Consider the following 13,563-nt stretch of genomic DNA (forward strand, 5'->3'; position numbering starts at 1 on the left):
AACTAAAATAATAAAAATAATCACATTCTTCTTATTTGATTATTATATAACGAAATTTTATGCAATATCAGGGGGTGCTAACAAAAATGCAAACAGAAATTAATGATCCTATTCAGTATTATCTGGTTTTCGAATCAGATTTTATTCACATGAATCAGTTATTGGATAAAAAAGTACGAATAGAATTTGTAGGATATCAGTGTCTTGCCTGTGGTGAAAATAAAAAAATATTTAGACAAGGGTATTGTTATGATGATTTTTACAATCAACCTCAAGTCGGAGATTGGGTAATGCGTCCAGAATTAAGTACTGCACATTTAGATATTGAGGATAGGGATTTAGAATTTGAAAAAAAGGCACAGCTTCAACCACATATAGTATACCTGGCTAATTCTAGTAATGTTAAGGTAGGGGTAACCAGAAAATCCCAGGTGCCTACAAGGTGGATAGATCAAGGAGCTCATGAGGCTATAGAAATTGTTGAGGTTCCTAATCGATATTTGGCAGGTATTACCGAAGTGGCTTTAAAAGAAAAGGTGGCTGATAAAACAAATTGGCGTACGATGCTTAAAAATGAAATAACAGATGAAGATCTGGCCTCTTTTAAAGACAAACTAAAAGATTTTATACCCGATGAGGTAAAAGAGTATTTTGTCGAAAATGGAAAAGAGACTCAACTTCGTTTTCCTGTACTTCAATATCCTAGCACTGTAAAAAGCCTTAATCTGGAGAAAACACAAGAGTATTCTGGTGTGTTAAAAGGAATTAAAGGACAATATCTTATTTTTGAAGATAATACAGTCTTTAATGTGAGAAATAATGAAGGATACGTGGTTAGTTTAACAATAACCTAACATGGTTCTTTTGTAATTATAGCCAATTCTTCTTTTCCGTAAATTTCACATTGTTGTAACGTACTTTTAATGTCATCAATGGTTGTTCTGGGATTTATAAGGCACATCCTAAGTACGATCTGACCTTGTAAAACTGTAGTTACCAGTATTGCTTCTCTAGAATCGACTATTTTTTTAGAAATATTCTGATTGATACGATCTAATTCTTCTTCAGAAAGTTGATAACCAATAGGGTGGTACCTAAAGTTAATTATAGCTAATGTAGCTGGCGATGTAATTTCCCAATATGTACTTTTTCGTAAGATATTTTCAGTTTGTTCGGCAAGATCTATATTGTATTGTATGGCTTTTCTAAAAGATTCGAGACCAAACGTTTTTAATGACATATAAAACTTTAAAGCACGAAAACGTCGGGTTAATTGAATACCATGATCATAAAAATTAATTTCAGATTCATTGCCTTCTATATCTCTTAGGTATTCTGGTTTCTCGCTAAATGTACCACTTAACCAATTATGATCTTTGACCAATAAACAACCTATCTCATAAGGCTGAAAAAACCACTTGTGTGGATCTACAGTTAGTGAATCTGCTCGCTCGATACCTTTTAAAAGCTTTTTTCCTTTATTTGCCAAAATTGCTGCACCTCCATATGCTCCATCAACGTGCATCCACAAATTTTCTTCCTGGCAGATATTTGCAATTTCATCCAGAGGATCTACAGTTCCTGTATTGGTAGTTCCTGCAGATGCTATTATGCAAAACGGTTGAAACCCTTCAAGACGATCTTTGGCAATTACATTTTTTAATTTATTTAAAGAAACTTTAAATTCTAGATCGGTAGGAATAAGTCTGATCTGCTCTTTTTTAAAGCCAATTACTTTGATTGCTTTTATGTTTGAAGAGTGAGCCTGGTCTGATAAGTAGATTATTGCTTTAGAAAAATCTTCACCACATTTTACCCTTCTGGCTGTTACCAATGCGGTAAGATTTGCCATCGAACCACCACTGGTAAATATTCCTCCTCCCATTTTTGTCGGAAACTCAAAAATCTTAAGTAACCAGTTCATAACTACTATTTCTAATTCTGCTGCTGCCGGAGATGCGGCCCAACCGCCAGAAAAAATATTAAAACCTGTAGCGATAGTATCGGCCATAGCACTTATGTAGTTACTTGGGCCGGGTACAAAAGAATATGATTTTGGATGTGATACAATACTACTGTTCGGAATGACTTGATCCATTACAAAATCCAGAACTTCGTTTGCAGGAGTAGGGTGATCAGGAAGGTCTTCTGTTAATAAAGAATCCATTTCTTCTCTTGAAGCAATAGTTACAGGCTTTTTTGAGTTCTGAGTCTCAAAATGATCCACAATATGATCTATAATCTTATATCCATAGCTTTGCATTTCTTCTTTTGGCAAGCTTAACTTAGAGTTGAAATCGTCTTTATTCACAGCAATATAATTTTATCAGAATTGCTGACAAATATAAAAACACTTAACAGATAATTACTTGTACAAATGGTTTAAAAAATGGTATTTTGGTATAGTTTCTTTCATTCGGCTAAAAAATTGATGCCTTGAAAAATAGAAATAACAACTAGAATTATTCCTATAATCCTAGAAAGTTTAGCTTTTGAATCGCCTGGTTGTTGTGCAATTTTATTTCCCCATCGACTATAAAAATATAATGTTCCTATTTTTCCTAAGTAAACTCCAAGAAAGAAAAGAAAAAGAGAGATGAGTGGGTTTTGAACTGTGAGTTTAAAAATATATTTGTTTACCAGTGAAATTGCTAAAACCCAGTAAATAATTACAGGAGGGTTTAATATGGCTAGAGAAAAACCAGTAAGGAATTTAGATTTGGATAGTTTTAATTTTTTGGATTTATGTTTAGTGTTTATTTTATTCTTAAAAAGTAAGAAATACACGCCAATAGAAAAGAAGAGTATAATGAACGTAATTTGAATCCATTGATTTTCTCGAAAAAAATCAGATAACTCCATACTACTGTGCAATGCAAAAAGAGCTAATAATACTTCGCCAATCCCTGCTGCCAGTGCTATGTAGGATGCGTTTTTAATATTTTCTTTGACAGAGGTATGAATAACAGCCAGATTGACTGCTCCCAGGGGGAGCGCTCCTATTACAGCGGTAACAATTCCCAAAAAGAGATATAGTACAGATAGTGTCATAAACCCTTAGTAGTTATAAACAAAGTAATCTTACAGCTAAATAAAACAATAGAAGCGGCAACTGCCGCTTCTAACCCTAAGTAAATATGATAATTTAAACACATTACTAATTTAATTTTTAAAAATTTCCGTTAACTCCTATCCTCATTTTTTTAATGACTTCTTCATAGTAGAGGATTGTCCAGATAATTTTTTCTGTATCAGCATAAGGAACTAATTCTTCGATAGTTTCTTTGGTAACTTCTAAATTTTTTTGCGTAGACTCTTTATTATTTCTAAGGATTTTTAGATGTCGTGAATCTTCTTTAATGCCAATATCACTTAGTCGTACACCAGGTTCATTAGTAAGTGATAGAAACGGGAGTATGGTCATGATCTCCTCGACCCGATCTTGGTATAGTTTTACGAGTTGGCCTTTCTTTAAGGCTTGCAGATCATTAATTGTGTGAAATTTATTGGTCTGACTCCTTTGCGTAAAGAATATGGCTTCATTTGCTTGTTGCGCATAAATTGTACTTATTGCAAGAAAGAAGATTAAGCTTGTTAATAATTTTGACATAGTGTTTGTAATATACATTTGATTTTGATTGATTTTGTACAGTAAAATCAGAGCAAACTATTTTATTATTGCATCACCATATAATTGTTTAATGATTTTTTTAACTGAAACTTAGGTACAATAGAGCTTTTGGGGTCACTAAATAAATCATTTACACCAACAAAGCTTTCTGTAAATCTATTGTATTTTAAAATATCTAAGGCTCCGTTAATTGCTGCATTACTTGTGGTTATACCTTTACCATGAATATTAAAAAAACTATTATCCATCATAAATGCTTTTTGTATTACAGCTAAAGATGTGTATGATTTATCAAACTTAACAACATCAGAGAAACCAGATATTTTAGAGTTGTGTATGTATGTTATTGCCGAATTAGATGTAGAAATAGCTGCAGTGGTATGCTGGTAATTGGTTTTATCAGACAAGTTAACAAGAGTTGCATTAGCAATAGTAACATCTGTTATAGCATCTGGTTTGATGTAACCAAGTTCTGTATTGTATCCATCTATTTCGATAGCATATGATCCCTGGGGACTGTTGATGTATGGATGTCTTATAGCAAGAACATTCTTAATTGTCCCTCTAAAACCTTCAGAAATGTGATAATCATCATCTTGTGCTTTAAGAGAAACCAGATTCTGAATGTTATTCTTTCCTCCGTGAATATTATAAGAATCCTGACCCGAATAACTTACCATAATATCTTTTACGATAGAAGAAGTCCCTAAACCATATAGAGATAATCCATTAGATCCATTGTTTCCTGAAAATTCGATTCTTACAAATCGTAGTATTGTTGTTTCTTCATTTACGTTATTTCCACCATAAACAGAATACTGAGGGTTGAAATCACCTTCAAGTATACCACTACCCGAAACTGTATTTACTTTTCCAGATCCGGCAATAATTATACCTCCCCAATCTCCACTGTTTCGAGATTTGGGAGCTTTGCTGGATGTAAAAACGATAGGATAAGCTTTGGATCCTGCTGCAATCAATTTTGAGCCTTTAGAGATAATAAGGTTTGCAGGATTTTCATGATCACATCGTATAATTGTTCCTTCTTGAATAGTTAAAGATGCACCATTCGTTACATATACATCACCAGACATCGAATACACAATATCATTTCTTAAATAAGTATGATCCATTATAATATTAGGCAGTTTCTCTTCAGCTTCTGGATAGTCAGTTTTATTAGGTGTAAAATTTGTCCATCCTTTGACCCATCTGTCATTATTTTCATTAAAATCTTGTGCAATAGCTAGATTAGAAATTAGTAGTAGGATAAAAGCTGTTAATAGAGAACATCTTTTTTTCATGATAGTTTATTTTGGGGTTAAACTTTATTTGGAAGAAATTTCTCTCTCCCAATTTTGGGACTACTAAGATATAAGAGTTTTAACAAAAGTGGTTACGTGTTTACCGTAGACTTTGTACGTTGGTCGTTATTTTAACTTAAATTAATAAAATATTATGAGTAAAATTCCTACATAATTATTTTATACTTTATTGATAATCAAAAAATTAACGAATGTTTATTGGATCTTCGTAAACATTAAACAACTTTATTTGGTAAATTCGTTTTTTGTTAAAAAAGGGGTGTTTCCCCCCTGTTTTAGCGCACTATTTATAAGTGATTTTTCTATTAAAAAGTGTAATTATGAACAAAAAAAGACGATATATTACATACAATGAATATGGTTTGTAGGTAAAAAGTATTTTGAAAACCTATTTATAAAAAAAATCAGCTTATTAATTGATTATAAGCTGATTTGGTTTATGTGGATAGAAATATCTACTAATATACTGGGTTAAAAATTTCCATTAGCGCCTATTCTAACTTTTTTAATTACTTCTTCAAAATATAAAATACCCCAAATAATCTTTTCTGTATCTGCATAAGGAATAAATTCTGAAATTAAGTTTTTATTACTTTCAGTCATATCTGTAGTCATTGTATGGTGCTTGTTCAGGGATTTTAAATGATCAGAACTTTCTTTAATACCAATGTCAGACAGTTTAACACCTGCTTCATTGGTAAGAGCTAAATAAGGTAGGACAGTTATTATTTCATTAATACGATCTGTATACAGTTTAACAAGTTCCCCTTTTTTTAAATCTTCTAATTCATCTATTGTGTGAAACTTTTTGGTTAATGCCTTTTGCTCAAAAAAAACATTCTTTTTTGTTTGAGAATAATTAAGGTTGATGATAAAAAACACAAGGAAAGCGGTACTAAATAATTTCATTATTGTGATGATTTTAAGTGCATATATTCAAATTTACTGCATTACGGTATAATTTTCCGAATCCTTTAGCGTAAATATTGGTTTTTTTTCATCAAATGGATCAGTAAATAGATCGGCAGCACTTTTAAAATGATTTGTATACATATTATATTTCAACAATTGATCAGTATTTATGGTAGCACTATATTGTGTCAGGATTGATTTACTGTGTACATTAAAAATGCTGTTTTCTAAGGAGAAATACTTTTGAAGATCAGAATATGATTTGTAGGTTTTATCAAATTTTACAACATTAGCAAAACCAGATATACGCATGTTGGTAAGATTGAGTTTAGCTAAATTCTTAGACGAAATTGCAGCAGTAGTATGTTGGTAATTGTTTTGATCGGATAGGTTTACCAAAGTTGCATTTTTGATACGTATGTTTGATAATGCTTCTAGATCGATAAATCCTTCTTTTTTATCATACCCATCTGCTTCAATAACATAAGAACCACTAATATCACTAATGTATGGATGTCTAATTGCAAGAATATTGTTTAATTCTCCATTATATCCTAATGTAAAATCATAATCATCATCTTTTGCTTTGTAAGAGATTAGATTAGACATGTTTACCTTACCTCCAAAACATTCGAAAGAATCATCTGCCGAATAACTGATCATAACATTGTTTATGATCGAATTACTTCCTAGTGCATAAAGAGACAATCCATTTAACTCTTTGGATTGATTAATTTTTTTTCCTGCATATTCAATTCGAACATACGACATCATGGTTGTTAATTCATTTTCTTGTGTTCCTCCGTACGAAGAATATTGAGGTAGAAAATTTCCTTCTATAGTTTTAGATACGGCTGGTGAATTTATTGTGCCAGATCCGGCAATTATGATACCGCCCCAATCTCCAGCTTTTCTGGATTTTTGGGCCTTATTTGATGTAAATACAATTGGAAACCCTTTTGTGCCTCTTGCAATTAATTTAGAACCTTTGGTTATTACCAAGCTTGCAGCATTTTCGACGTCACATCTAATTGTGGTTCCTTCTTGTATTGTTAGAGTGGCATTATTAATTACATAAACATTTCCAGACATTAGATATGTCACATCATTTTTTAAATAAGAGTTACTATCAATAATATTAGGAAGTACTTCTTCGGGCTCTGGATACTCTCTTTGATTAGGGGCAAAATTTGTCCATCCTCTAATCCAGCTCATTTGATTGTCATTAATTTCTGTTTGCGAGAATGATAAAAAGGAAAGGGAATAAAAAAGAATTATGGAAATATTCTTCAATTTCATAGCTAGGGGGATTTAGTTTTGTGGTAAAATTATAACTATATGTATACTTATATTGTAGGTATAAGATTACTAAATTGTTAACGTATCTTTAACCGGTGTATTGCTCCCGTAGCTATGTTTTTATCAGTGAAACTCTATTTTGAGAAGTTGCGTAGCAATGTATTCAAAATAAATAATTGAACTAGTCCTGGTTTTTCAGCAGGACCTTAGGTTTAATACCCTGTTTAAGGTAATAATTTCATCTTTGAGAATATCCGGATCTTGTTTTTCTGGTACATCTAATTCATATTGATGCTCATATACGGTATTGTTTCTAATATCGCCTATATCAACGGACAATTTTGCTATTTCTCGGAATGTAAACTTGGTAATAACACAGGGGACACTTGTTGTGAAACCGTTACAAGGTTGTCCTGTTTTTTTGATTATTCAAGGAATCAGGACAATATAGTGTCAATAGTATTATAGTTTTACAAAAATACTAGAAAAGGGGTGTGCGACAATTTTCCTTTTTAAAGGAAAATTTACAATGTTGCGCATACAATTGTTTATCTATCCCACCTCAATCCTCCCAAATGGAGGAGAATAAGCTTTCCTTCGGATCTGGTAGATAGATAAATAAGGTAGGTTTTTTGTTCACTCTAGTATCTGTGCTTGCTTTATAATAGAAAACTATTTAAAAATCAACGAATTGTATTAATGAATTGAATCCTATTGAATAATCCGAGGTATAAATAATTTTTTAAAACAAACTTAATTTCACACAATCATGAACACAAAAAAAATCAGGTCATTTAAAACTCTCGTACTGGGCACAGTTTTACTTTTCGCTTCTTGCCAAAAAGAGAGCGTAGAAGAAAATGTAACTGATGACGTAACAACATCTAATGGAAAATTGATTGAAAAATATTTTGATGGAGATTTAGTTACTGTCAAAGACATGGGTAACGGAGAATACCTTTACCATGATGACATCATTCTTTCTGAAGAACATGTATCGGACACTCCTCAAATTGCTAATCAAAAATTAACATTACTAGATCCTGTTAGAAAATGGCCAAACAACACTGTTGTTTTTGCCCTAAGTAGTAACTTAAGTCTTAAGTTACGTGTTAATATACTATTGGCGATGAAAAGATGGAGTAGAAAAACGAATATAAAGTTTAAAAAAAGAACCAATGAGTTCAGTTATGTAACTATTATGCAATCTGAGGATGTATGTTCAACCTGTGGTTTGGCATCTATTGGGTTCAATTTTGGTGGAGGAGTTATTAAATTAGGTCATAATGTCGATGCCAACCTTGTTACTCATGAACTAGGTCATACGCTTGGTTTTCTTCATGAACAAGCAAGACCAGAAAGAGACAACTATATTATTATAAAATGGGAAAACATTCGAAGTGGTCAAGAAGATCAATTCGAGATTAAGAATTCAAGAAGATTAACTAGGGCATTTGACATCAATAGTATAATGATGTATCATCAATATGCTTTTTCTAAAAATGGTAAACCAACTATTACGTTACTTAATGGTGAAGGCTATACCGGAGCTCAGGAAACGATATCTCCATTAGACATTATAGGTACTAATGCAGCATATCCTAAGAGATAATTCTAAATCTTGATGGAAAATCCCTATACACATATAAATCTGTGATGTAAAAATCAATTGGATCATCGTCCAATAAAATATTATTTTTGAGTATAAGAGAGTGCTTGAGAAATCAGGTACACTCTTTTCTATTACATTTATTAATTCTTTGTTTTTGTAGAATCTTTTTTCTTTTTCTTACCTAAAAACCCTCCTAAAATATTTTTTGCAGTATTTTTTAAAGTTTCTTCTGTATTGTTAGAATTTGTTTTAGAAGAATCAGTTGGTTTTTTAGAATTTCCTAATAGATCTGTTAATACTTTCTCGCCTTTACCGATAAGCTCTCCTTTTACTTTTTCTTTCTGTTTGTCTACTATTTGTTGTGTGAGTTGCTTTATCGCCAGATCTGTATTTAAGCTAACCTTTGGGTTTTTAAAATTACCAGAAAGCCCAATTGGTAGTCCAACAGTCATAGTATTTGCTTCCTTTTGATCAAGTTGAGAGATCAGGTTTCCAACCTCACTACCTAGATATTTAGCAGGTACATCTAGTTTGATATTATAATTCATATTTTGCTCAAAACTATGACTTCCACCAGCAGTAACCTTTATCCCCTGAACATCAAACTCAAAAGGTTTTACATTAATTTTTCCATCATCAAAACTTAGGTTAGTTTTAATGTCTTTTAAGTTTAATTGATCAATTTCTACAAAATTAAGTTGGTTATCTAATGTAGATAAAAACGGAGTTTTAGTTGTTGATACCTGGGCATTAAGAATCTCTGCAAGTGCCTTACCTTTTAATGAGGTTAAAACAGGAATAAGGTTTTCGTTAAGATTACCATTCAGGTTAATTTTGGTCGTCAGGTTACCTGTAAGTGCTTTTGCAATAGGAGCTAAACCTTTTATTAATTCTAAATTATTAAAAGACTTTACGATATCGATTTTACTTAAATCCAGAGCCATGTCAAAGGTAGGAACTTTAGCCTTAGTAGATACGTTACCATTTAGAGCCATCCCTCCGTCAAAAATATTAGAAGTTACGTTTTCTAAATAAGCAGTTTCATCTTTTATTTTTACCGTTCCTTTTGTATTTTGTAATTCTAGATTATCATAGAAAACTTTTTTGGTATCAAAGTTTAGTGTAGCATCCAGAAAAGAAGGGATTCTCATAGTTTCATCTTCTGTTGTACTTGCGACCTCTTCTTCGGTTTCTTGCTCACTTACCATAAAATCATCTACGGCAAACACATTAGAATTTACATTAAAATCCCCTTTTAGATCTTGTTTTGCAAATAAGAACCCCATTAGATTTTGTATGGTACCTGTGGCAGCAAGATCTGATCTTCCTGTAGTGGCCTGCATTTTGTCTAATGAAATGGTTTCTGGTGTAAAACTTACATCAGCATTTTCAACTTTTATTTCATTTGGTGTATCAGTAGATGCATATGTAAATTGAGAAATACTGGCAGTACCAGAGCTTTTTATATTTTGATATTGTTCTTTTTCTAAAGATTGCATATCAAAATGAGTTTTGACATCTGCATTAACAATCCCATTTATTTTTTCTTCCAGTTGTAAAGGATATGCCTGATTCAGGTTAGCTAGGTTTAATGTACCTTTTAGCATCATATCTACAATCATATTCTTCGTTAGATTTCGAAGACTACCTTTGGCGGCAAAAGAATCCTGATCTATTTTGAAAGTTAAATTGTCAATATTGATATAGGTATCATCTACCAATCCGGTTTCATTCTTAATCTTAGTGTCGATATTTATATTTTTAACGCCTTTTGGTAAATCGGGGTATTTAAAAGAAGCATTACTTGATGCAATCTTGATATCCATTTTTGGGATATAGGTATCATCAGATTTTCCTTTAATGATTCCGTTAATAGAAAAGTCTCCACTAGTTTGCACTCCATCCAGGTTTTTGACATAAGTTTCGGGAATAACGGCAAGGAAATTCTTAAAATCAGACGAAGGGGTTTTAAAACTGAGATCTACATCGGTATATTTTTCGAATAACTGAACATACCCTGCGAATTCGAGAGGTAGTCGATTAATCTGAGCTTTATTTTCTTTGAAAGAATAACGCTGATTCTCAAGATCTAATTCTATTTGGGCATCAAGTTGTAATTTATTTTTGTTTAGATATTTAGTGCCATCGAGATTTAATGAAGCTTCAGTATTCGTTTTAGTATCTAAGATTATTTTTTCTCCAGAGATCGATCCGTCACCGCTATGATTAAGATCGGTCATTGCCAATAGGGTTTTACTTATATCATCTCTAAATAGAATTTTACTATCATTTATTTCATAATGATCCAAAGCAAAGGTGAAAGCACCACTTTCTTCTTCTGGATTAGTTTCTGTAGCATCTTCTTGTTTTCTAACAATATCGACATTAGAATTTCCTAATGAATCAGTCTTGATTGCAATATTGGCTTCATCGATTACTATTTTTTGAATACTAATAGGTTCTGAAGCGTTTTTAAATAATTCTTTGATAGACATATCCAAAGCTATTTTTTTAGAATAAGCCAAGGTGTCTCCTTCAAAAGGAGCAAAGTTAATAATAGAAAACTCATCAATAACCACAGATGCCTGTGGGAAACTTCTGATAAGGCTAATATCCAAATTTGCAAAGTCTACTTTTGCATGCACATGCTCATTCACCAGGTAGCGTACTTTGTCCTGGATAGTTCCCTTAAACAAAAAAGGAATCGAGATAATACCTATGATAAATAGTAGTAAAAAAATACCAAGAATTTTGAGGACTTTTTTCATGATAAAATAGCTTTGAGATAAAGAAACGATTTACAAAGATACAATGTTACTTTTTTTAAGTTAACTATTTGTTAGATTTTAAATTTCTAGAGCCAATTCACCACCTTGTTTTAGTTTAAATCGCTTTCTTATAACATGCACACATAGGTATAAAATAGGAGTGTCTAGTGCAGCAACCAATATTTTAAACAAAAAACCATTAAGTAATAATACTCCAAAACGATCCCAATCTATAATACCTGCAGAACATAATAACAAAAGAACCGTTAGGGTGTCTATAAATTGAGAAGAAAAAGTAGAAAAATTATTTCGCAACCAAAGATGTTTTCCTTTTGTAACACGTTTCCAGAAATGAAAAATCTGAATATCAATATATTGTGCAAAAAGATAAGCCATCATTGATGCAAATACGGCGATTACTGTAGCGCCAAAAACCTGATTGAATATATCATCATCTATAGGAGACCAGGTTGTAGCTGGCACCGAAGCTGAAGCATATACAATGAGTAATGAAAAAAAAGATGCAAAAATACCGGCCGTAACAATTTGATTCGCTTTTCTCTTGCCAAATATTTCACTAATAATATCGGTGATCAAAAAAGTAATAGGATATGGTAGGATTCCTACAGAAATTTCAAAAGTATATACTCCGAAAAAATCCCAATAAAAGAATTTTTGAAAAATAAGATTAGATACTACTAATGATGAAATGAAAAGTGCGCCAAGTATCAGGTATATTCGATAGGCAACACGTTTGTTTTTTAAATTCAGAGGAGTTTCTGTCAAAATAAAATAATAGTTTACTTAAAAATAAGGCGAAGTGATTTTGTTTTGTTTAATTTGTTCTAAAAATAAGAAGTTCTGGTCAGAATATAAAAAATCCAATCTTGAAAACATCCCGTCTGTTACATATTTCATTAGGAAGTAATATAGGAAATCGTATGGATTTTCTACAGAATGCTATTAAAAAAATATATGAATCGATAGGAGATTTGGTTTCGATTTCTGGAGTGTATCAGACTCCGGCCTGGGGATTTAATAGTGATGATTTTTATAATGCTTGTATTGCAGTACGTACCTTTCTTTCCGAAAACGAAGTGTTAACAATGCTATTAGAAATTGAAAATTCTCTGGGTAGAAATAGAACAGATGGTAAAGGATATGAGGCAAGAACGATTGATTTGGATATTATTTTTTCTTCTGAAGGAAGTATAGAAACCAAAAACTTGATCGTTCCTCATCCTGCAATGCAGGATCGAAAATTTGTATTAGAACCACTAGCAGAGATTGCAGGAGGTATGGTACATCCAAAATTGAAGCAAACCGTAAAGCGATTGTTAGATAGTACTTCAGATGCTTCAAAAGTGACTTTGCTTGATGAGAAAATAGTTAATCCAAAAGAAAAGTATGCTTTGTCCCGATTTCAATTCCTAACTGTCGAAGGAAATATTGGGGCTGGTAAGACAAGTTTGGCACAACTGATAGCTCAGGAGTTTAATGCAAAACTTATTCTGGAACGTTTTGCAGATAATCCGTTTTTACCAAAGTTTTATGAGGATATGGAGCGTTATGCTTTTCCTCTCGAGATGTCTTTTTTGGCAGATCGTTATCAGCGTTTGCAGGATGATATTGCTCAGTTTGATCTGTTTAAAGATTTTGTGGTGAGTGATTATGATGTATTTAAATCATTGATTTTTGCTAAGGTTACCTTACAATCAGAAGAATTTATGCTGTACAAAAAAGTATTTGACTTGATGTATAGAAATTTGACTAAACCCGGACTATATGTGTATTTATATCAAGATACAGAACGTCTTTTAGAAAATATCAAAAAAAGAGGAAGGGACTATGAGCAAAAAATCCCTGCAGATTATCTGAATAAGATCAATAAAGGGTATTTGCAATTTATAAAATCACAACCAGAATTTAGTATAAGGATAATAGATGTGTCTAAACGGGATTTTATAGCAAATCGATCTGATTATATTTCGATTATCGAAGAGATCTCAAAATAAT

Annotated in this window: 11 protein-coding genes; 3 read left to right on the top strand and 8 right to left on the bottom strand. The window is 32.0% G+C overall.

The window, feature by feature from the left end; translation table 11 throughout:
- Positions 1 to 59: 59 nt before the first annotated feature.
- Positions 60 to 854, top strand: coding sequence for a DUF2797 domain-containing protein (locus tag NNL09_RS11425; RefSeq protein ID WP_196911071.1), 795 nt, complete (start codon positions 60 to 62; stop codon positions 852 to 854).
- On the opposite strand, the gene NNL09_RS11430 is transcribed toward NNL09_RS11425, so the two are convergent.
- The 6 genes from NNL09_RS11430 to NNL09_RS11455 form a co-directional block, all read right to left on the bottom strand.
- Complete coding sequence (locus tag NNL09_RS11430; protein WP_196911172.1) at positions 851 to 2,263, bottom strand: aspartate aminotransferase family protein; 1,413 nt, start codon at positions 2,261 to 2,263, stop codon at positions 851 to 853. The two genes, NNL09_RS11425 and NNL09_RS11430, sit on opposite strands and share 4 nt — an antisense overlap.
- A 149-nt stretch (positions 2,264 to 2,412) precedes the next feature.
- On the bottom strand, positions 2,413 to 3,051 hold the full coding sequence (locus NNL09_RS11435; RefSeq protein ID WP_196911070.1) for a LysE family transporter: 639 nt from the start codon (positions 3,049 to 3,051) through the stop codon (positions 2,413 to 2,415).
- Between the two features lie 118 nt (positions 3,052 to 3,169).
- Positions 3,170 to 3,610: a hypothetical protein gene (locus tag NNL09_RS11440; RefSeq protein WP_196911069.1), complete on the bottom strand. Its 441-nt coding sequence runs from the start codon at positions 3,608 to 3,610 to the stop codon at positions 3,170 to 3,172.
- A gap of 65 nt (positions 3,611 to 3,675) precedes the next feature.
- Positions 3,676 to 4,935, bottom strand: a complete 1,260-nt coding sequence (locus tag NNL09_RS11445) for a hypothetical protein (RefSeq protein WP_025667226.1) — start codon at positions 4,933 to 4,935, stop codon at positions 3,676 to 3,678.
- A 492-nt stretch (positions 4,936 to 5,427) separates the two neighbouring features.
- Entirely contained in the window at positions 5,428 to 5,865 is a 438-nt protein-coding gene (locus tag NNL09_RS11450; protein WP_025667227.1) for a hypothetical protein, read from the bottom strand.
- Positions 5,866 to 5,898: 33 nt separating this feature from the next.
- Positions 5,899 to 7,167, bottom strand: coding sequence for a hypothetical protein (locus NNL09_RS11455; RefSeq protein WP_196911068.1), 1,269 nt, complete (start codon positions 7,165 to 7,167; stop codon positions 5,899 to 5,901).
- A 769-nt stretch (positions 7,168 to 7,936) separates the two neighbouring features.
- On the opposite strand from NNL09_RS11455, the gene NNL09_RS11460 reads away from it, so the two are divergent.
- The gene (locus NNL09_RS11460; protein ID WP_196911067.1) at positions 7,937 to 8,779 is read left to right on the top strand and encodes a M12 family metallopeptidase; all 843 of its coding nucleotides are present in this window, start codon (positions 7,937 to 7,939) and stop codon (positions 8,777 to 8,779) included.
- A gap of 140 nt (positions 8,780 to 8,919) precedes the next feature.
- On the opposite strand, the gene NNL09_RS11465 is transcribed toward NNL09_RS11460, so the two are convergent.
- Positions 8,920 to 11,547 carry an AsmA family protein gene (locus tag NNL09_RS11465; protein WP_196911066.1) on the bottom strand — a complete coding sequence of 876 codons (2,628 nt, stop codon included), beginning with the start codon at positions 11,545 to 11,547 and terminating at the stop codon, positions 8,920 to 8,922.
- Between the two features lie 78 nt (positions 11,548 to 11,625).
- Positions 11,626 to 12,333 (bottom strand): queuosine precursor transporter, encoded by a 708-nt coding sequence (locus NNL09_RS11470; RefSeq protein ID WP_370540761.1) that lies wholly within the window; start codon positions 12,331 to 12,333, stop codon positions 11,626 to 11,628.
- 101 nt (positions 12,334 to 12,434) lie between these two features.
- Between NNL09_RS11470 and folK the strand changes: the two genes are divergently transcribed.
- Positions 12,435 to 13,562: a 2-amino-4-hydroxy-6-hydroxymethyldihydropteridine diphosphokinase gene (folK, locus tag NNL09_RS11475; RefSeq protein WP_025667232.1), complete on the top strand. Its 1,128-nt coding sequence runs from the start codon at positions 12,435 to 12,437 to the stop codon at positions 13,560 to 13,562.
- The last annotated feature ends 1 nt before the right edge of the window (position 13,563 follow it).

The organism is Aquimarina sp. EL_43 (assembly GCF_943422735.1).
Taxonomy (GTDB): Bacteria; Bacteroidota; Bacteroidia; order Flavobacteriales; family Flavobacteriaceae; genus Aquimarina; species Aquimarina megaterium.

Coding starts and splice junctions, on each gene's coding strand:
- NNL09_RS11425 (WP_196911071.1), top strand. CDS start 60: ATGCAATATCAGGGGGTGCTAACAAAAATGCAAACAGAAATTAATGAT.
- NNL09_RS11430 (WP_196911172.1), bottom strand. CDS start 2,263: ATGCAAAGCTATGGATATAAGATTATAGATCATATTGTGGATCATTTT.
- NNL09_RS11435 (WP_196911070.1), bottom strand. CDS start 3,051: ATGACACTATCTGTACTATATCTCTTTTTGGGAATTGTTACCGCTGTA.
- NNL09_RS11440 (WP_196911069.1), bottom strand. CDS start 3,610: ATGTCAAAATTATTAACAAGCTTAATCTTCTTTCTTGCAATAAGTACA.
- NNL09_RS11445 (WP_025667226.1), bottom strand. CDS start 4,935: ATGAAAAAAAGATGTTCTCTATTAACAGCTTTTATCCTACTACTAATT.
- NNL09_RS11450 (WP_025667227.1), bottom strand. CDS start 5,865: ATGAAATTATTTAGTACCGCTTTCCTTGTGTTTTTTATCATCAACCTT.
- NNL09_RS11455 (WP_196911068.1), bottom strand. CDS start 7,167: ATGAAATTGAAGAATATTTCCATAATTCTTTTTTATTCCCTTTCCTTT.
- NNL09_RS11460 (WP_196911067.1), top strand. CDS start 7,937: ATGAACACAAAAAAAATCAGGTCATTTAAAACTCTCGTACTGGGCACA.
- NNL09_RS11465 (WP_196911066.1), bottom strand. CDS start 11,547: ATGAAAAAAGTCCTCAAAATTCTTGGTATTTTTTTACTACTATTTATC.